20 protein-coding genes are annotated in these 18915 nt (G+C 67.0%); 4 read left to right on the top strand and 16 right to left on the bottom strand.

Going from position 1 to position 18915, the window contains the following annotated elements; genetic code table 11:
• Nucleotides 1-49 precede the first annotated feature (49 nt).
• The 14 genes from ACJ7IV_RS00845 to ACJ7IV_RS00780 all read right to left on the bottom strand — a co-directional run bounded on the left by ACJ7IV_RS00845 (nucleotide 50) and on the right by ACJ7IV_RS00780 (nucleotide 13243).
• Nucleotides 50-1159: an amino acid ABC transporter permease gene (locus tag ACJ7IV_RS00845; RefSeq protein WP_483865377.1), complete on the bottom strand. Its 1110-nt coding sequence runs from the start codon at nucleotides 1157-1159 to the stop codon at nucleotides 50-52.
• A gap of 1 nt (nucleotide 1160) precedes the next feature.
• The gene (locus ACJ7IV_RS00840; RefSeq protein ID WP_483865376.1) at nucleotides 1161-2339 is read right to left on the bottom strand and encodes an amino acid ABC transporter permease; all 1179 of its coding nucleotides are present in this window, start codon (nucleotides 2337-2339) and stop codon (nucleotides 1161-1163) included.
• A gap of 81 nt (nucleotides 2340-2420) precedes the next feature.
• A complete protein-coding gene (locus ACJ7IV_RS00835) occupies nucleotides 2421-3449 on the bottom strand; it encodes an amino acid ABC transporter substrate-binding protein (protein WP_483865375.1) in 1029 nt (342 codons plus the stop codon).
• 130 nt (nucleotides 3450-3579) lie between these two features.
• A complete protein-coding gene (locus ACJ7IV_RS00830; protein WP_213311802.1) occupies nucleotides 3580-3897 on the bottom strand; it encodes a carboxymuconolactone decarboxylase family protein in 318 nt (105 codons plus the stop codon).
• Nucleotides 3898-3956: 59 nt separating this feature from the next.
• Nucleotides 3957-4343 carry a SirB2 family protein gene (locus tag ACJ7IV_RS00825; protein ID WP_161431685.1) on the bottom strand — a complete coding sequence of 129 codons (387 nt, stop codon included), beginning with the start codon at nucleotides 4341-4343 and terminating at the stop codon, nucleotides 3957-3959.
• Between the two features lie 21 nt (nucleotides 4344-4364).
• Nucleotides 4365-5576 carry an NnrS family protein gene (locus ACJ7IV_RS00820; protein ID WP_483865374.1) on the bottom strand — a complete coding sequence of 404 codons (1212 nt, stop codon included), beginning with the start codon at nucleotides 5574-5576 and terminating at the stop codon, nucleotides 4365-4367.
• Between the two features lie 96 nt (nucleotides 5577-5672).
• Nucleotides 5673-7232, bottom strand: a complete 1560-nt coding sequence (locus tag ACJ7IV_RS00815; RefSeq protein WP_483865373.1) for a cytochrome D1 domain-containing protein — start codon at nucleotides 7230-7232, stop codon at nucleotides 5673-5675.
• 20 nt (nucleotides 7233-7252) lie between these two features.
• Nucleotides 7253-8089: a uroporphyrinogen-III C-methyltransferase gene (gene cobA / locus ACJ7IV_RS00810; RefSeq protein ID WP_161431688.1), complete on the bottom strand. Its 837-nt coding sequence runs from the start codon at nucleotides 8087-8089 to the stop codon at nucleotides 7253-7255.
• A 20-nt stretch (nucleotides 8090-8109) separates the two neighbouring features.
• The gene (gene nirJ, locus ACJ7IV_RS00805) at nucleotides 8110-9312 is read right to left on the bottom strand and encodes a heme d1 biosynthesis radical SAM protein NirJ (RefSeq protein ID WP_483865372.1); all 1203 of its coding nucleotides are present in this window, start codon (nucleotides 9310-9312) and stop codon (nucleotides 8110-8112) included.
• A 52-nt stretch (nucleotides 9313-9364) separates the two neighbouring features.
• Nucleotides 9365-9964, bottom strand: a complete 600-nt coding sequence (gene ahbB, locus ACJ7IV_RS00800) for a siroheme decarboxylase subunit beta (RefSeq protein WP_483865371.1) — start codon at nucleotides 9962-9964, stop codon at nucleotides 9365-9367.
• Nucleotides 9939-10397, bottom strand: coding sequence for an Lrp/AsnC family transcriptional regulator (locus tag ACJ7IV_RS00795; RefSeq protein WP_483865370.1), 459 nt, complete (start codon nucleotides 10395-10397; stop codon nucleotides 9939-9941). Before ACJ7IV_RS00795 ends, ahbB (ACJ7IV_RS00800) begins: the two co-directional genes overlap by 26 nt.
• Nucleotides 10394-10945, bottom strand: coding sequence for a siroheme decarboxylase subunit beta (ahbB, locus tag ACJ7IV_RS00790; RefSeq protein WP_483865369.1), 552 nt, complete (start codon nucleotides 10943-10945; stop codon nucleotides 10394-10396). The genes ACJ7IV_RS00795 and ahbB (ACJ7IV_RS00790) overlap by 4 nt, the downstream gene beginning before the upstream one ends.
• Nucleotides 10942-11457, bottom strand: a complete 516-nt coding sequence (locus tag ACJ7IV_RS00785) for an AsnC family transcriptional regulator (RefSeq protein WP_483865368.1) — start codon at nucleotides 11455-11457, stop codon at nucleotides 10942-10944. Before ACJ7IV_RS00785 ends, ahbB (ACJ7IV_RS00790) begins: the two co-directional genes overlap by 4 nt.
• 55 nt (nucleotides 11458-11512) lie before the next feature.
• Nucleotides 11513-13243, bottom strand: coding sequence for a cytochrome D1 domain-containing protein (locus ACJ7IV_RS00780; RefSeq protein WP_483865367.1), 1731 nt, complete (start codon nucleotides 13241-13243; stop codon nucleotides 11513-11515).
• A 344-nt stretch (nucleotides 13244-13587) separates the two neighbouring features.
• Here ACJ7IV_RS00780 and ACJ7IV_RS00775 point away from each other — a divergent pair, with 344 nt between their 5' ends.
• Entirely contained in the window at nucleotides 13588-13929 is a 342-nt protein-coding gene (locus ACJ7IV_RS00775; protein ID WP_483865366.1) for a c-type cytochrome, read from the top strand.
• Between the two features lie 7 nt (nucleotides 13930-13936).
• On the top strand, nucleotides 13937-15145 hold the full coding sequence (locus ACJ7IV_RS00770) for a cytochrome D1 domain-containing protein (RefSeq protein WP_483865365.1): 1209 nt from the start codon (nucleotides 13937-13939) through the stop codon (nucleotides 15143-15145).
• 69 nt (nucleotides 15146-15214) lie between these two features.
• On the opposite strand, the gene ACJ7IV_RS00765 is transcribed toward ACJ7IV_RS00770, so the two are convergent.
• Both ACJ7IV_RS00765 and ACJ7IV_RS00760 read right to left on the bottom strand, forming a co-directional pair.
• Nucleotides 15215-16372 (bottom strand): cytochrome P450, encoded by a 1158-nt coding sequence (locus tag ACJ7IV_RS00765; protein ID WP_483865364.1) that lies wholly within the window; start codon nucleotides 16370-16372, stop codon nucleotides 15215-15217.
• A gap of 92 nt (nucleotides 16373-16464) precedes the next feature.
• Nucleotides 16465-16878, bottom strand: a complete 414-nt coding sequence (locus tag ACJ7IV_RS00760) for a MarR family transcriptional regulator (RefSeq protein WP_483865363.1) — start codon at nucleotides 16876-16878, stop codon at nucleotides 16465-16467.
• A gap of 124 nt (nucleotides 16879-17002) precedes the next feature.
• Here ACJ7IV_RS00760 and ACJ7IV_RS00755 point away from each other — a divergent pair, with 124 nt between their 5' ends.
• Both ACJ7IV_RS00755 and hmpA read left to right on the top strand, forming a co-directional pair.
• On the top strand, nucleotides 17003-17569 hold the full coding sequence (locus tag ACJ7IV_RS00755) for a YIP1 family protein (protein WP_282041962.1): 567 nt from the start codon (nucleotides 17003-17005) through the stop codon (nucleotides 17567-17569).
• 103 nt (nucleotides 17570-17672) lie between these two features.
• The gene (gene hmpA, locus ACJ7IV_RS00750; RefSeq protein WP_483865362.1) at nucleotides 17673-18842 is read left to right on the top strand and encodes an NO-inducible flavohemoprotein; all 1170 of its coding nucleotides are present in this window, start codon (nucleotides 17673-17675) and stop codon (nucleotides 18840-18842) included.
• Nucleotides 18843-18915 lie beyond the last annotated feature (73 nt).

Here is an 18915-nt window from a genome sequence, read left to right as displayed (position 1 = left end):
TCGGCCTGGGCGGCATTTGCCTGGTTCATGTCGGGTCGAATCCTTGTTGTCAGTTGCGATGGCCGGTGTGCAGTCGCCGTTCGATGTGCTGGCTGTAGCGCGACATGCTGAAGCAGAACACCCAGAACACCAGGGCGGCGAAGACATAGCCCTCGGTGGCGAAGCCCAGCCACTCACTGTCGGTCAGCCCTGCGCGGATGATCGCCAGCAGGTCGAAGAGACCGATGATCAGCACCAGCGAGGTATCCTTGAACAGCGCGATGAAGGTGTTGACGATGCCGGGAATGACCAGCTTGAGCGCTTGGGGCAGCACGATCAGTGCCATGCGCTGCCAGTACCCCATGCCGAGCGCCTTGGCGGCCTCCTCCTGCCCGCGGGGGATCGCCTGGAGTCCACCGCGCACCACCTCGGCCATGTAGGCGCTCCAGAACAGCATGATGCCCACCAGGGCCCGCAGCAGCTTGTCGAATTCCACCTGGGTCGGCACGAACAGCGGCAGCATTACCGAGGCCATGAAGAGCACGGTGATCAGCGGCACGCCGCGCCAGAACTCGATGAATACCACGCAGAAGCCACGCACCAGCGGCATCTTCGAACGCCGCCCCAGGGCCAGCACCACGCCGATGGGCAGCGAGCCGACGATCCCCACGGTGGCGATGGTCAGGGTCAGCATCACCCCGCCCCAGTCCCGGGTGGGCACGAACTCGAGGCCGAAGCTGCCACCCACCAGCAGGAAGAAGGCCGCCACCGGGAAGCCCACCAGGGCGAACAGTCCCACCCAGCGCTTGGCGGGCAGGCGCGGGATGGCCAGCCAGGCCACCAGCACCGCCATCAGCAGGAACACCAGGTCCACCCGCCAGCGCTCGGCCTCGGGGTAGAAGCCATAGACGATGGATTCGAAGCGGGCGCTGATGAACACCCAGCAGGCCCCCTCGCCGCTGCATGCCTCTCGTGAGCTGCCGATCCAGTCGGCCTGCAGCACCGCCCACTGCAGCGCCGGCCACAGCAGCCAGGCCAGCAGGGCGGCGGTGACCACCGTCACGGCACCGTTGAGCGGCGTATTGAAGAGGTTGGCCCTGAGCCAGCCCGCAGCCCCCCGGCGCATGTCGGGCGCGCGGCGCTCGGGAATCATCTCGGTTCGGGTCGAGGTCGGTTCCATGTCACCGCTCCTTGAGCAGGGTGCGCGCGTTGTAGAGGTTCATCAGCGCGGACACCACCAGGTTGATCAGCAGGTAGACGGCCATGGTCATGGCGACGATCTCGATGGCCTGCCCGGTCTGGTTCAACGCCGTGCCGGAGAACACCGCCACCAGGTCCGGGTAGCCGATCGCGGTGGCCAGCGAGGAGTTCTTGATCAGGTTGAGGTGCTGGCTGGTCAGCTGGGGCACGATCACCCGCATCGCCTGGGGAATCACCACCTTGCGCAGGATGATGCCGGCGGGCAGGCTCAGCGCCTTGGCGGCCTCCACCTGCCCCTGGGGCACCGACTGGATGCCCGAGCGCACGATCTCGGCGATGAAGGAGGCGGTGTAGATGGAGAGCGCGAGCCATAGCGCGATCAGCTCGGGAAGCACCGTCACGCCACCCTGGAAGTTGAAGCCCTTGAGCGTCGGGATGGACCACTCCATCGGCATGCCGGTGAACAGGAAAGTAGCCAGCGGCAGGCCGACCAGCAGCAGGGCGCCCAGCCTGAACACCGGCAGCGGCTGGCCGGTTCTGGCCTGGCGGCGCTTCGAGAAGCGCACCAGCCCCCAGGTGGCGACCACCGCGACCAGCAGCGACCAGGGGGTGGCGGCGAAGCCGGCCAGCGGCTGGGGGTCGGGCAGGACCACGCCACGTACATTGAGGAATGCCACCTCCATGAGCGAGAGGCTGTCGCGCGGGCTGGGCAGGGCCTGCAGCACGGCGAAGTACCAGAACAGGATCTGCACCAGCAGCGGGATGTTGCGGAAGATCTCCACGTAGGCGCTGGCCAGCCGGGCCAGCAGCCAGTTGGGCGACAGCCGGGCGATGCCCACGGCAAAGCCGATCAGGGTCGCCGCCACGATGCCCATGGCGGAGACCAGCAGGGTGTTGAGCAGCCCCACCACGAAGGTGCGGGCATAGGTGCTGTCGCCGGAGTAGTCGATCAGCGTCTGGGGGATGGAGAAGCCGGCCCGCTCCTGGAGGAAGCCGAAGCCGGTGGTGATGCCCCGGGCCTCGAGGTTGGCCAGGGTGTTGGACACCACCATGGCGATGAACGCCCCCAGCGCCAGCAGCAGGATGCCCTGCACCAGCAGGGCGCGGAAGGTGGGATCACGCCACAGTGGTCCCCGCTCCCGTGAGGAAGGTCGCAGCATATCGAGCCTCGCAGACGAACCCGAAACGGCACCACGCATGTCGCCATGCGTGGTGCCCGGTCATTGGACGTTCAGGATGGGTCAGCGGATCGGCGGTGCGTAGAGGATGCCGCCCTCGTTCCACAGCGCATTCACGCCACGGCTGATCTGCATGGGGGAGTCTTCGCCGACGGTGGTGGCGAACACCTCGCCGTAGTTGCCGACGTGGCTGATCAGGTTGTAGGCCCAGTCATTCTCCAGCCCCAGCTGCTCGCCGTAGTCACCGTCCACGCCCAGCAGGCGCGCCACCTGGGGATTGGGCGGGTCGGCCTTCATGTCATCGACGTTCTCGGACGTGACGCCCAGTTCCTCGGCATTGACCATGGCGAAGATCGACCACTGGACGATATCCAGCCACTGATCATCGCCCTGACGCACCACGGGCCCCAGCGGCTCCTTGGAGATCAGCGTCTCAAGGATCTCGACGCTGTCCGGTTCCGGCAGTTGCAGGCGCAGGGCGCTGAGCTGGGAGGTGTCGGAGGTCAGGATGTCACAGCGGCCACTGGCGAAGCCCTGGGCGGTCTGGTCGGGGGTGTCGAAGGTGACGGTCTGGATCTCGATGCCGCGGGAGGGAAAGTAGTCGGCCAGGTTGAGCTCGTGGGTAGTGCCGGACTGGATGCAGATCGAGGCGCCGTCGAACTCGTCCGGGCCCTCGATGCCCAGATCCTTGGCCACCATGAAGCCCTGGCCATCGTAGAAGGTGGTGGCGGTGAAGTTGAGGCCCAGGGAGTTGTCGCGGGTCGCGGTCCAGGTGGTGTTGCGCGAGAGCACATCGATCTCGCCCGACTGTAGTGCGGTGAAGCGCTCCTTGGCGGTCAGCGGGGTGAAGGAGACCGCCTCGGGATCATCGAAGATGGCGGCAGCGATACCGCGGCAGGTCTCCACGTCCAGCCCCTGCCAGGTACCATCCTGGTCGGGCGAGGAGAAGCCAGAAAGGCCGACGTTGACGCCACAGCGCAGCTCGCCCCGCTCCTGCACTTCGTCCAGGGTGGCCGCCGAGGCGGACGAGACCACGCCGAGGCAGAGGGCGGCGGCGGAGAAAGAGAGCAGTGTCTTGTTGTTGTACCGCATGAAAAGACTCCAGAGTCTGTTATGTCGAGTGTTGCTGATGCAGCAGACTCGAAGCTAGCAGACCCGGGAGTCTCGTCGCCAACCGGTGATTAAACGCTTGTCCCAGCCGCCTGGCACAGGCAGCCGTCGCTCAGGATTCGGTAATGTCCTCGATCCAGGTAAGGGCGGCGACGCCGCGGGGAAGCCCCAGGGTGGGGATCGCCAGCATGGCCACCTGCTTGAGGGCCTGGCTTGACTCGCCCTCCTCCAGTGCGCGGCGGGCATGGGAGTGCACGGCGCCCTCGGAGCGTGCGCCCACGGCCAGGGCCAGCTTCACCAGTCGGCGGGTACGCGCGTCCAGCGGACCACTCTCGGCACAAGCCCTGCCCAGCTCGGCGTAGGCGTCCCACACCTCGGGGTACTGCTCGGCCACCTGACCGGCACCGGAGGGAAGATCCTGTTTCGACATGCCAAGTTCCTTCTGCGGATGAATGTGGCGTCAGTATAGGCCACTCGACCGGGGCCGCGTCACGCCAGCCAGGAGAGCGCGCTCTTGGTGATGGCCGCGCCCAGCATGTACAGGAACACCAGTACCGCCGCCACGCCGGCCACACCACGCACCGCCGGGCTTCGCCCGCGCTTGATCGCCAGCGTGCCCAGGCCGATGTAGACCAGCAGGGCAATCAGCTTGGCGGCCAGCCAGGGATGCTGGTGGGGCCACAGCGAGAGCATCACCATCAGCACCACACCCAGCGTCAGCAGCAGCGTGTCGATGACATGGGGGGCGATCCTCACCCAGCGCGCCTGCAGCACCGGCGCCTCGCGCACCGACCAGACGGCGCGCAGCATGAAGAAGAGGATGCTCAGGGTGGCGGCGGTGATATGCAGGTGCTTGATAAGAAAATAGTGTTCCATCGAGACGCTCCGGGTGCGTGGCTAGCCATCCTTGCCGTCGGCGCGAGGCGACAGCAGCGGCCCCGTATAGTGGAACAGGAAGACGCCATAGGCCAGGCACCAGAAGATGATTCCCAGGTTGTAGGTCCAATGGGTGATCTGCGGGAAGAGCACCAGCACCGGCGAGCGCAGGAGCGCAGCGGCCACCATCAGCGCGAGGGCCACCCTGATGCCGGGCAGACAACGGATGGGGCGTGCGGTGTGGCCCAGCGATACCCGCGCCATCATCGACAGCATCATGGTGCCCATGCCGCCGATGGTCAGGGCGTGCAGCGCGGCATCCGCGCGGCTGCCGACGAGCAGCGCCAGGGCCCACATGACCAGGCCCACGGGGATGAAGGCATAGCTCAGGTGTAGGCCCCACAGCAGTGGCTCGCGCCAGCTGTGCTGGCCACCCCAGCGGGCGAAGCGCACCAGGTTGGCCAGCGCGGCGAGCCCCATCAGGCCGGCCAGCAGCGCGGGGGGCAGCGCCACTCCCAGGGCAACGAGCAGCTGGCCGACCACCACCGCCATCACGCTACCCAGGCTCAGGTATTCGAGTACCGGAATCGGCGGCTTGCGCGTCAGGCCCAGGCGGTTGGCAGTGAACATGGCGATCACCCGACCGCCCACCACCACCATCAGCAGGGTGATCAGCAGCACCGCCAGGTGTGCCGCCGGGCGGATCAGCTCCGCCTCGCCGGAGAGCACGCCCAGGTGCATCAGCAGGTTGGCCAGGGTCAGCAGGCCCAGGGCCGGCAGGAAGACCAGGTTGCGCCAGCGCCGCGCGCGGATCACCAGGCTTGCCATCACCGCCGCCACCACCGGCAGGAAGGCGAGATCCACCGCCGCCACCAGCCAGCCCGGCAGCCCCATGGGAAAGGCCATCAGCACACGCGCCGCCAGCCACAGGGCGACCAGCCCCAGTAGCGGTCCGCCCTTGAGGCTGGGCAGCCCGGTCCAGTTCTGCACCGCGGTGAGCAGGAAGCCTGCCACCACGGCAACGGCAAAACCGAACAGCATCTCATGCTGGTGCCAGAACATCAGTCCACCCTGGGGGCGCAGCAGGATATCGCCGTGCCAGAAGGCGAACCACACCACCAGGGAGAGGATGCTGAACAGCGAGGCGAGCAGGAAGAAGGGACGGAAGGCCAGGCGCGCCACCGCTAGCTGGGTCGGTGCGAAGGCGGTCTGGCTGGTGCGGGAGGAGGACATGTCGCGATACCCGTATGAGACGCTTGGATGGTGCTATTGTGCGCCGACGGGCTCGCGACTTCCATGACAGGTATCAAGAATACTTCTTATGACACCTCAGTGGCTGGTGCCCTCCTCGTATCTGGTCTTGTTCCAGACGTTGTACTTGCCGGAGGGCTTGCTCATCGGGATGCGCTTCTCCTCCTCGAGGGTCTCGGCGTCATAGACGATCACCGCGCCATCGTCTTCCCACAGGCTGAGCAGCAGCTTCTCGCCGTAGCGATCGAACTCCACGTGGGCGGCGGTCTTGCCGGGCTCGGGAATCAGCGTCTCGACGATCTCGAGGCTCTGCTTGTCGATGACATGCACCCGGTCGCGGTTGGGGCCGAAGAAGACGTCCGCCCAGACATAGGGCGAGTTGGCATGGCTGCGCATGAAGAAGCCGGGGCCATCGGTCTCGAGGGTCTTGATGACCTCCCAGCTGGTCATGTCGATGATCGATACCGCCGCCCGGGTCAGGTGGGGCGTCGCCATCACCCGACGCCCCTCGTGTTCCCAGGTGATGCCCGAGCCGAGGTGGGGCATCCCCTCCAGGGGCAGGTCGGCCACCTTCTCGCCGCTGTCCAGGTTGACCACCATGCCGCCCTGGCCGCCCCGTGAGGCGCCGATGACGTGCTCGTAGTCGAGGTCGAAGAAGAAGTCATCGAGGTAGTCCGGGACCGGGATCCGCCGCACCCGGAAGTTGGGCGTGTCGTGGCCGCGTCGTGGCGCCAGCGGCGTCGCCATATGGCCGGTGGAGACCACCGGCTCGGTGGGCAGCGGCCAGGGAATCTCCCACACCTCCTCGATATCCTTCAGCGCGGCGATGAAGCTGCCCCGCGGCGGGGCGGCGTAGACGGCGCTGACCCGCGAGCTCTCGCCGTTCTCGCCCACCGCCGGATAGACCTTCATCAGGTCGAGGTTGTGGGCATCGAACAGCACCAGGCTGTGGGGCAGGTAATTGGCGGCCATCACGTAGCGGCCATCCCCGGAGACGGCAATATTGCGCATGTTGATACCGGCGCGCACCTCGGCCACCACCTGCATGTTGTAGATGTCGTACTTGGTCACCCAGCCGTCCCGGGAGCCGAAGAACACGTAGCGTCCATCCGGGGTGTACTTGGGCCCGCCGTGCAGGGCATAGCGGGTGGCGAAGCGATGAATCGGCTCGAAGGTATCGCCGTCGAGCAGGGTGGCGTGGTGGTCACCGGTCTCCACCACGATGAACAGGTTGAGCGGGTCGGCGTCGAAGCGCGGTTCGTCGGGCAGGCTGCCATCGGGATGGTGCACCAGCTGGCTGGCCAGGATCTCGTCGCGCCCCCAGCTCGGCTCCACCTCGGGCTCGCGGTAGATCCACTCGGCCAGCGAGGTGACCTGATACTCTTCGAGCTGATTGGCAAATCCCGGCATCTGGCTGGCCGCACGGCCGTCACGGATCACCGCCTCGGCGGCCGCCGGCTTGAGACGTGACAGGTTGCCCGGCAGCAGCGCCGGGCCGATACCCCCCAGGCGGTCGGCACCGTGGCAGGAGGCACAGTGGGTCTGGTAGAGCGCCTCGGTATCCGCACCACCCTCGGCCAGGACGGCCGCGGGCAGCAGCATGGCGACAGCCAGCAGCGGCAGGAATCGCGGGATCATTGCGAGTCTTCCATGAACTGTCACAGGGCAATCCGCTCCAGGGCGGCACCCTCGATGAAGGAGGCCTCCTCCGGCGCGGGCTGGGCCAGGGTATCGGCCAGGCGCACCACCTCACCCACCACGATCAGGGTGGGCGGACGCAGCCCTTCCCTGGCGATGGTCTCGACCAGCTCGCCCAGGCAGGTGATGACCTGGCGCTGCTCGGGGGTGGTGCCACGCTCCACCAGGGCCACCGGATGCTCGGCAGGCAGGCCGTGGCGCTGCAGTTCGCGGCGAATCAGCTCGGCATTGGCCAGGCCCATGTAGAACACCGTGGTCTGGTGCGGGGCGGCCAGCGAGGCCCAGTTCAGGGCCAGGTCGCCATCCCCCTTGCAGTGGCCGGTAACGAAGGTGACGCTCTGGGCGTAGTCGCGATGGGTCAGCGGGAAGCCACCGTAGGCGGCACAGCCCTGGGCGGAGGTGATGCCCGGCACCACGCGAAAGCCCACGCCATGCTCGATCAGCACCTCGGCCTCCTCTCCGCCGCGACCGAAGATGTAGGGATCGCCCCCCTTGAGGCGCACCACGCGACGGCCCTCCCGAGCCAGGCGCACCAGCAGGGCATTGGTCTCGTCCTGGGTCAGGGCATGGCAGCGTGACGCCTTGCCCACGTAGAAGCGCCGCGCCCTGGGGCTGGCCAGGGCCAGCACCTCGCGGGAGACCAGTCGGTCATAGACCAGGCAGTCGGCCTGCTCGATCAGCGACAGGGCCCGCAGGGTCAGCAGGCCGGGATCACCGGGGCCGGCGCCAATGATGGCCACTTCGCCGGACGCCAGCGGCGCCTCGGCCAGGTCATAGGAAACACGGTGTGACGGCATGGCGGTACTCCTCGCTAGCCTCAGCTGATCTCGACGGCCTGGATGGCCTCGTAGGGTGCCGCCACCCGGCGCTCGCCAGCCTCGGCGACGCCGATCTCGGCGTTGGTCAGGTAGCAGCCGGGATCCTCTTCCCAGGGATCCCCACTGACCTTCCAGGCACGCACCCGGGTATTGCCGTTGCAGATTGACAGGTAACGGCACTCGGCGCAGCGTCCCTTGAGCGGCCGCGGCCGCTGGCGGAAGCCGACCATCAGCGGGTCCTGCGTATCACGCCAGATCGTCGAGAAGGGGCGTTCGCGGACACTGCCCAGGTCGTGGTCCCACCAGAAGGTATCCGGGTGGACGTGGCCCAAGTTGTCGATATTCGCGATATGCTCGCCGGAAGCGTTGCCGCCCCAGTTGAGCAGCCGCTGCTCCAGGGCCTCGGCCTGGTCGGGGAAGTGCTCCCGGGCCCACATCAGCAGGAAGGGGCCATCGGCATCGTTGTTGCCTGTGACGTACTCGCGCTCCACGCCGCGCTCGAGCTCATCGCGGCAGTGGTCGAACAACCGGGTCATGGCGTCGCGGGTCATGCGATACCAGGCGTCCTGCTTGCTGTGGCGTCGGCCGCGACCACCGTAGTTGAGGTGGGAGAGGTAGAACTTGTCGACGTCATGCTCGTCGAGCAGGGCCAGGATATCGCCGAGCTGCTCGTAGTTCTCGCGGGTCAGGGTGAAGCGCAGGCCCACCTTGATACCGCGCTCCTTGCACAGTTTCACCGCATGCATGGACTCGCGGAAGGCACCCTTCCGCTGGCGGATGACGTCGTGGGTCTCCTCGAGGCCATCGATGCTGATGCCCACGTAGTCGTAGCCCACGTCGGCGATCTCGTCGATATTCTCCTCGGTGATCAGGGTGCCGTTGGTGGAGAGTCCGGTGTAGATCCCCAGCTCCCGGGAGCGACGCGACAGCTCGAAGATGTCGGGCCGCATCAGCGGCTCACCGCCGGAGAGGATCAGCGCCGGCACCCGGAAGCCGGCGAGGTCGTCTAGAACCGCATGGGCCTCGGCGTTGGAGAGCTCGCCGGCGAAGTCGATATCCGCCGAGGTGGTATAGCAGTGCTTGCAGGTCAGGTTGCAACGACGGATCAGGTTCCAGATCACCACCGGGCCAGGCGGCTTGCGCGCCGGCGGGATGGGGCCCGGTTCCATCAGGCTCTTGATATAGCGGGTGACGCGGAACATGGCGTTCTCCTGCTGGGATTTGCTGTGCTGAGCCGCCGCGGCAGCGCGCGACTCAGCCCCGACGTTGGGTGTCCTTGGACGCATCGCTCGGCCGGCTGCCGGCCAGGCGCAGCCCGGTCTTCTTGAGGATACGCGTGCTGTAGAGGATCCGGTGATCGCGACACGCCTCGCCCAGGCGCTCGCGCAGCACCGCGGCCTGGCGCTCGACCTCCTCCCGGCTGCGGCCATGCAGCATGGCGAACAGGTTGTAGGGCCAGTGCGGCAGGTGGCGCGGGCGACGATAGCAGTGGCTGACGCCCTCGATGGCGGCCACCTCGCGGCCCAGGCGGTCGATCTGGGCGTCGTCGACGTCCCACACCGTCATGCCGTTGGCCACGTAGCCGAGCCGATAGTGGTTGGGCACCGCGGCGACCCGGCGGATCACCCCACTTTCCTGCATGGCCTGCATGCGCTCGAGCACCTCGGCACCGCTCATGCCCACCTCGCGGCCCACCGCGCCCCAGGGGTCGGGGACCAGCGGCAGGCCGGCCTGGGTGGCCAGCACGATGGCACGATCGGCGGCATCGAGCCCCCCGGCATCCGGCGTCGGGACTGCAGCCTCGACGGCTTCGCGGGACGGCGCCGGCCTAGACGGGCAGGTGGAGACGGACATGGAACTCCTCCTCCTTGGGCATGTTGTAGACCGGCAGGCCGGTGGCCGCCTCGATCCCGGCGATGGTCTCGGCGATACCCTGCGGCGTCTCGGTGGCCAGCACGAACCACATGTTGAGCTCGTGCTCGCGACGATAGTTGTGGGCCACCTCGGGGAAGGCATTGACCGTCGCGACGACCTCATCATAGTCGGGCTCGGGCACCGCCAGCGCGGCCAGGGTCAGGCCGCCGCCCAGGCGCTCGGCGTGGTACATCGGGCCGAAGCGGCTGAGCACACCGCCCTCGCGCAGGCGCTCCAGGCGGTAGAGCAGATCGCCCTCGGCAATGCCAAGCTCCTCGGCCACCGCCGCGAAGGGGCGTGCCACCAGCGGCAGGCCATCCTGCAGGCGGTTGATCAGGCGACGATCGACGGTGTCCAGGTCATCGAGGGTCATGCCGCCCCCTCGCGCACGTAGCGGCCACCGCACTGGCGATAGGCATGGGTGCTGAACAGCACGCGGTGCTCCAGGTCTCCCAGGCCCAGGCGCTCGACGATGGCCGCAAGCTCCGCCTCGACCCGCTCGCGGCGGGCACCGTGGATCATGCAGAACAGGTTGTAGGGCCAGTCGGGCAGCCGCCGGGGGCGGCGGTAACAGAGTGTCACGGCGGTCTCGTGGGCCAGGCGGCGGCCCACCTCGGCGACCCGCTCGTCGGGCACGTTCCATACCACCATGGCATTGGCCTGGATGCCCAGGCGACGATGCTTCACCACCAGCCCCAGGCGCTTGATCATGCCGTCGGCCTGCCAGCGGTGCACGCAGGCCATCACCTGATCCTCGGCCATGCCGGCCTGTTCGGCCAGGGTGCGCCAGGGACGCGGGACAAGCGGCAGCCCCTGCTCAAGCAGGCCGCGCAGGCGGCACTCGGCCTCGGCCGATGGCGCATGGCGGGCGGCGCCGGTGGCGCCGGTGGCGGCGAACTCCAGGTCGTCGGTGGTCTTCATGCGCGCTCCAGCTCGGCCCAGGGAATGGGGAACGACAGGTCGATATGGTAGCCCTCGAGCATCGGCAGCCGCAGGATCGGCACGCCCAGGCGTGCCTCCAGGGCGTCGAGCCGCGCGTCGAGCTCGGATTCGTCCGGCGCGGTCATCACGAACCACAGATTGAAGTCGTGTTCGCGGGCATAGTTGTGGTTGACGCCGGGGGCGGCGTTGATGAGCTCTGCGAAGGCATCGCGCTCGGCCTCGGGCACGGCCACGGCGGCCAGCAGGCTGGCTCCCGCCCGAGCATGGTCGAACACCGGCCCCACCCGGCTCAGCACGCCCATTTCCTGCAGGCGCTCGAGGCGTGAGATCACCTCGTCCTCACTGCTGCCCAGGCGTTCGGCAATGGTGTGGAAGGGGCGGGTACAGACCGGCAGGCCGCGCTGATAGCTGTCGATCAGACGACGGTCCAGCGCATCGAGCTTTCGGGCCTGGTGAGTCGGGGCTTGGCTGTTCGGGGCTTGGCAATGCATTGGCACAGCTCACTTGCGGGGGTGGCGGCGGGCTTGCGCCCCCCCCGGGTCCCGATCAGTAGATGTCTTTCTGAGTGTTGATCACGTTGAACTTGCCGGTCGGGGTGACCAGCCGCTCGTCCTTGATCACGTGCTTCAGCTCGCGGGTCTCGTCGTCGACCACCACGATTGCGGAGGTGTCATCCATGGTGTTCCACACGGAGAACCACACCTCGTCGCCGGCCTGGTTGTACTCCGGCTGCACCACGCGCTTGGGACCCTCACCCACATCGGCCCACTCAGCGATCGGCAGCACATCATAGCCGGCCTCCAGATCGTTGATGTCGAAGACCGCCACGCTCTGGCTGGCCGCCTCGTTGGGATTGAGCGCGGTGTCGACGTAGAGGTTGTCGGACTCCGGATGGGTCTTGATGAACAGCGAGCCGCCGCCCTGCCCTTCCATGGTACGCACCACCTTCCAGGCATTGTCCGGATGACCTTCAGGGTCGGTGCCGATCAGCTGGATGGTATTGTCACCCAGGTGGCTGGTGGCCCACACCGGCCCGTGCTCGGGGTCGACGAAGTTGGCGCCGCGGCCCGGGTGCGGGATCTTGCCCACGTCGACGATCGCCTCGAGCTCGCGCTCCTGGGCGTCGATGACCACGATCTGGTTGGACTCGTTGGCCGCGGTCATGAAGTAGCGGCCCGAGGCATCCCAACCGCCGTCGTGCAGGAAGCGGGAGGTGTCGATCTCGACGGTGGAGATGGCATCCAGGTTCTCGTAGTTCACCAGGCGGACCTTGCCGGTCTCCTTGATGTTGACGATGAACTCCGGGTGCTGGTGGGAGGCCACGATGGCCGCCACACGGGGCTCCGGGTGGTACTCCTGCTCGCCGACGGTCATGCCGCGGGTGGCCACGATCTTCTTCGGCTCCAGGGTCTGGCCGTCCATGATCACGTACTGGGGCGGCCAGTAGGCGCCGGCGATGGCCAGATCATCCTCGTAGCCCTCGAACTTGGAGGTCTCGACGGAGCGTGCCTCCATGCCGATCTTGATGGTGGCGACGATGCTCGGATCTTCCATCCACAGGTCGACCATGTCGATCTTGGCGTCGCGACCGATGACGAACAGGTAGCGGCCGGAGGCGGACATGCGCGAGATATGCACCGCATAGCCGGTATCGAGGATCTTGACGATCTCCTTGGACTCGCCGTCGATCAGGGCGATCTGGCCGGCGTCACGCAGGGTGACGGAGAACAGGTTCTCGATGTCCAGGTCGTTCATCTGCTCGGTGGGGCGATCCTCGGGGGCGACCAGCACCTCCCAGGTATCCTTCATGTCGGCCATGCCGAACTCGGGAGGCTGCGGTGGCTCGTGCATGATGTACTTGGCCATCATCTCCACTTCATCCTCGGTCAGGTCGCCCGAGGTGCCCCAGTTGGGCATACCGGCCGGAGAGCCGTAGTGGATGAACGCCTTGAGGTACTCGATACCACGCTCCTGGGTGATATCGGTGGTCAACGGCTTGCCGGTGGCGCCCTTGCGCAGCACCCCGTGGCAACCGGCGCAGCGCTGGAAGTAGATCTCCTTGGCCTGCTCGAACTCTTCGTCGGTCAGGTCCGGCGCGCCGGGGGTGCGAACCACCTTCGCCGAGCCCGGATCCACGGCGGACTCGGTGCCCTGATAGGCAGCCTGGGTCTCGTCGAGATCCTTCTTGCCATCCTGGGCGTAAGCCGCGGTAATACCCAGCGCGACGGTGGTTACCGCCACGGCCAGGGGCTTGAGATACCAGTCTTTCTTCATCATCGTTCCACCTCTGTCATGATCCTTGAGTGCGCTGTCGCCAGGACATGGGCGAGTCATTGTTGTACGTCGCCGGACGGCCAGCCGGCATCACATGGCCGATGACCTTCCTGCGCAGAGAGTGGCCCAATAACGCGCATAATTCATGCTCCTTTAATGCTCTCAGGCGCTCTATCCGGGGAGACATTGACCTGTATCAAAGCACGGAACGGCTACCCACAAAGGGAAATTGAGCGCTCCGAGCTTTGCTGATAAGCACAAGCATAGGAGACTTTCGTTGACGCCAATCAATGCGCGCCGACGCCCGGGCAGGGACACTCTCCCCAGCCCTTATCTCAGGAGTCGCCATGTTGCCGCCCCTTAACCTACGCCTCTTGTTGCTGGCCATGGCCTGTGCGCTGCCGCTCGCCGCCCAGGCCGAGACACCACTCTCCGCCGAACGCGAGGCCGAACTCGAGACCCTGCTCTATCAGGACTGCGGCTCCTGCCACGGCATGACCCTGCGCGGCGGCCTGGGCCCTGAACTGCCCAGGTCGCGCATGAATGCCTACAGCCAAGACGGCCTGGCCGCGCTGATCCTCCACGGCGTCGAAGGCACCGCCATGCCCGGCTGGGAGGGGCTGCTGACCGAGCAGGAGGCCCTGTGGCTCGCCGACCACCTGCAGAACGACAACCCTCTGGATGAGTGATCTCTTCATGCCCACGATATCCCCTGCACTCCGCAAGACCCTCGCCGCCGTCTCGCTGCTCGCCCTGCTGGCCGGATGCCAGGCGACCCCGACCGCCGAGCTGCGCGGCACCGGCGACCTCGGCGTGGTGGTGGAGCGCGCCACCGGCAGCCTGGCGGTGGTGGATACCAGCGAACGCCGCATCCTCGACCGGGTCGAGGGCCTCGGGGATCTCTCCCACGCCTCGGTGAAGTTCTCCCGTGACGCCCGCTACGCCTTCGTGTTCGGCCGCGATGGCGGCCTCAGTCGAGTCGACCTGCTTACCGGCGAGATCACCCACCGGGTGATCCAGTCGGGCAACAGCATCGGCGGCGCCGTCTCCCAGGATGGCTCGCAGGTGGCGGTCGCCAACTACGAGCCGGGCGGCGTGAAGATCTTCGACAGCGAGACCCTGGAGGAAGTCGCCGATATCCCCGCCATCTGGACCGACGAGAATGGCGAGGAGCAACGCTCCAAGGTGGTGGGCCTGGTGGATGCCCCCGGCAACCGCTTCGTCTACAGCCTGTTCGAGGCCGGCGAGATCCACCTGGTCGACATGCACGGCGATACCCCCGAGGTGACGCGCTTCCCCGATATCGGCAAGGAGCCCTACGACGCCCTGATCGGCCCCAACGGGCGCTACTACATCGCCGGGCTGTTCGGCGAGGATGGTCTGGCGATGCTCGACCTGTGGCACCCGGAGCAGGGCGTGCAGCGCATCCTGCCCGACTATGGCCGCGGCGAGGAGCGCCTGCCGGTCTACAAGATGCCCCATCTGGAAGGCTGGACCCTGGCCGGCGACGAGGCCTGGCTGCCGGCAGTGGGTCGCCACGAGGTACTGGTCGCCGACAGCGACGACTGGTCGCTGGTCGACCGTATCCCGGTCCATGGCCAGCCGATCTTCGTGATGCGCCGCCCCGATGAGCGCCAGATCTGGGTGAACTTCGCCCACCCCGACAACGACGTGGTGCAGGTGATCGACACCGAGTCCCGCGAGGTCGTCGCCACCCTCACGCCCGGCGAGGCGGTTCTGCACATGGAGTTCACCCCCAAGGGGGAGCAGGCCTGGGTCTCGGCTCGGGACAGTGACCGGGTGGTGGTCTATGACACCCGCACCCTGGAGGAGGTCACGCGCCTCGACAGCGAGTCGCCAAGCGGCATCTTCTTCACCGACCGGGCGCACCGTATCGGGCTCTGAGGACCCGGCCACCCGAAGCAAGGAAGGCGTCCCGCGGGGCGCCTTCCGTCATCATGGCCTGACCTGCGACTAGCACCGCACGTGCAGCGGCACCTCGGAGTAGCCGCCGGCGGGGTAGAGGGCGCGCACCGCGGGACGGCCCGGCAGCAGGGTGATGTCGACGGTGGCGTCGAGCAGCGCGTCCATGAAGTCCTTGAGCTCCATGCGCGCCAGCGGCGCCCCGGGGCAGACGTGGATACCGGCCCCATAGAGCAGATTGTCCTTCGGGTCGCGATCCAGGCGCACCTCATCGGGGTCGCCGAACACCGCCTCATCGCGGTTGACCGAGCCCCACAGGATCGTCAGACGCTCGCCAGCCTCGAGTCGACGGCCACCGATCTCCACCGGGCAGGTAGCAATGCGCCGGTTGGACATCAGCGGGGCATCGAGGCGCAGGATCTCGTCGATGGCCGCCGGCAGCAGCTGACGCTCGGCGCGCAGCCGCCCCTGGAGCTCCGGATCGGCCGCCAGGTAGCGCATCAGGATACCGATGCTCGCCGAGATGGTGCCGAGCTCACCCACCGTCCAGTTGCGCAGGATGCTGACGATCTCTTCGTCGGAGAGTGCACGCCCCTCGACGGTCTCGTTCATGATGCGAGTGGTGACGTCGTCCGGCGCATCATCGCCGGCCGCTCGGCGGCTGGCCAGCTGCTCGCGGATCACGCTATCGAATTCCAGCGCCAGCTCGCCCAGCGCCTCACGATCCTGGGCCAGAGTAGCGGCCTGCTGGCGCTTCACCCAGGCACGCAGTGGCTCATGCAGCGCAGTGGGCCAGCCCATGAAGGCGCACTGGATCTCCAGGGCGAAATCCTGGCCCATCTCGGCCATCGCCTCCACCTCACCGTCGGCGGGCAGCCGGTCGACCACGGCCTCGGCGATGGCGCGGCATTGCGGCGCAAACTCGGCCATGGCCTCGGACCCGAAGTAGGGCTCGATGATCCGCCGGAAGCGGGTATGCTCGGGCGGGTCCATGGCGTTGGGCACCGACAGGTGGCGGCTCGCCGCGTTACTGAAGGTCTCATGGTCCTCGAGCACGCGCATCACGTCCGCATGGCGGAACAGCGACCACTGCAGATAGTCGCTGAAGGCCACCGGGCAGCGGTGGCGCATCTCGTCATAGGCGCTGATCTGGTCGTTCAGCACATCCTCGGCGCGCGGGTCCCAGTCCTGCTGGCGCGTATCGCTCATGTCATCTCCTGAATGAATAAGAGAGTCTGTTTCGCCATGAGAGCATGCGCCCTCGAAGGCTGCATTGACGCAAGTCAGCGCCCCTGACTGGCCTAGTGAAATTCGGGCCAGCCGGGCAGGCAGAACTCTTCCTGCAGGTGGCGAAGCTCCGGCTGGTGCTGCTCGGCGATGCGACTGGCCAGCTCGGCACCGCGAGGCAACAGGTGCACCTCGATGCAGCGGCGATCCTCTTGGCTCGGGCGACGCTCCACCAGGCCCAGTTGCTCGCAGCGATCGATCAGCGCCACCGTACCGTGGTGCTTGGCCTGAAGCCGCTCGGCCAGCTCGCCAACCGACGCCCATTCGCGCCCCTCGAAGCCCAGCAGGTGCAGCAGCAGCTGATACTGCAGTGGCGTCAAGCCGTGGCGGCGACAGATATCCTCGCTCTGGCGCAGGAAGCAGCGCAGCTGATAGCGGAAGTGAGAGAGGCGTTGGAAGTCCTGCTTGGTGAGGGCGTCATCGCTCATGAAGCGGTATCCGAATGTGCATGGGCAGCCACAATCGCTCCTTGACAGCCAGGGAAGCGAAGCCTAAAGATTAAACAATAATATCACAACATGATACAACTTCCCCGCCGACGAGGAGACCACCATGAACCCCCTGACCGTCATCAAGCTGCCCTTTACCCGCCAGGCGGGCTGGAAGAGCCTGCAGCAACGCAAGCCTTCGATCCCGGTGCTTGCCTGGGGCCTGGTACTGCCCATGTCGCTGCTGCCGCCGGTGCTGCTCTACTATGCCGGCACTCACTACGGTGACGGCTTCGTGATGGGCTTCGCCGACCGGGAGTGGCGCTTCATCACCACCATCCTGTTCCTGGCCGAGTTGCTCACCTTCTTCGTGATGGGCTGGCTGATTCACGCCGTCGCCAATGGCACTCGCGAACTGTCGATCGACTATCACGACGCCTACCTGCTGGCAGCCCTGGCGCCTCTGCCGCTGTGGTCCTCGGCGATCGTGCTGCTGATCCCCAGCCTGCTGCTCAACACCCTGGCAGTACTGGTGGCCCTGGGCATCTCCTGCAGCCTGGTCTACCACGGCCTCCAGGCGCTGTGCGAACGCAGCGACAACGACGTCAACACCATGTCGGCGGCCTACACCATCATGGCGGCCGGGGTACTGGCCTGGGGCCTGCTGATGGCAATCGTCTGGGCCTATTGAGCCGCGACCCTTGATGCGGTGCAGCGTCACAGGGCTGGCATCGACGGGGATGAACATGTAATTTACATGCACCTTAAAAACATCCCCGACTCGGAGCCCCTCGATGCTGACCCAGGAACAGGAACAACTGATCGCCGCCACCGCCCCGGTAGTGGCCGAACACCTCGACGCCATCACCCAGCGCTTCTACCCGCTGCTGTTCGAGCGCTATCCGCAGGTAAAGCCGCTGTTCAACCCGGCACACCAGGCCGACGGCGGCCAGCCGCGGGCACTGGCCGGCGCCGTGCTGGCCTATGTGCAGTTGCGCCACGATCGCGAGAAGGTGCGTGAGACCCTGGCCACGGTGGTCGGCAAGCATGTCTCCCTGGACATCCGCCCCGAGCACTACCCCCTGGTCGGCGAATGTCTGATGGCCGCCATCGGCGAGGTGCTGGGCGACGCCGTGACGCCGGAGATCGCCGCCGCCTGGGAGGGCGTCTACGAAGAGCTGGCCGGGCTGCTCATCGAGCTGGAGGCACATCGCTACCGCGAGTTCGAGAGCCGCCCCGGCGGCTGGAGTGGCCCCCGCGAGTTCCGGATCACGGCGACGCACCAGGAGAGTGCGGTGATCCGCTCCTTCGTGCTCGAGCCGGTGGATGGCGGCCCGGTCGCCGACCATGAGCCCGGCCAGTACATCGGCGTCAAGCTCACCATCGATGGCGAGCCGGTCTATCGGCACTACAGCCTCTCGGACCTGCCCAACGGCGAGAGCTACCGGATCTCGGTGAAGCGCGAGCCCCAGGGGCACGCCAGCCGTCACCTGCACGACGCCATGGGCGTCGGTGACAGCCTGTCGCTGCTGCCACCGGCCGGCGACCTGACCCTGGCCGAGGGCGACGAACCGCTGCTGCTGGCCAGCGGCGGTGTCGGCCAGACCCCGCTGCTGCCCATGGCGCGCCAGGCGCTGGCCCAGGGTCGCCGGGTGGTCTACCTGCACGCCGCCCTGGACGCCGAGCACCACGCCTTCCGCGACGAGGTGGCGACACTCGCCGAGGCACATCCGGAACGGCTGCGCACGGTGACCGTCCATGAGAGCGGCGCAGCCGCCGATCATGTCGGCCGCGTGGATCGCGACCTGCTGGCAAGCTACCTGCCCGAGGGCGGCCGTTGCTACTTCGTTGGCCCCCAGGGGTTCATGACCGCCGTTGACCAGGCCCTGGCCGAACTCGGCGTGCCCTCCGAACGCCGCCATTTCGAGCACTTCGGCCCCTCGCGCCCCCTCGACGCCGCCTGACATTCACCCCCTGCATGATGCGACGACGCCCCGGCCTGGCCGGGGCGTTCGCGTTGTGGTCTGCGTATCTTCT

It is taken from the genome of Halomonas sp. C10-5, from assembly GCF_057169305.1.
This window is presented reverse-complemented; position numbering and strand designations above follow the sequence as displayed.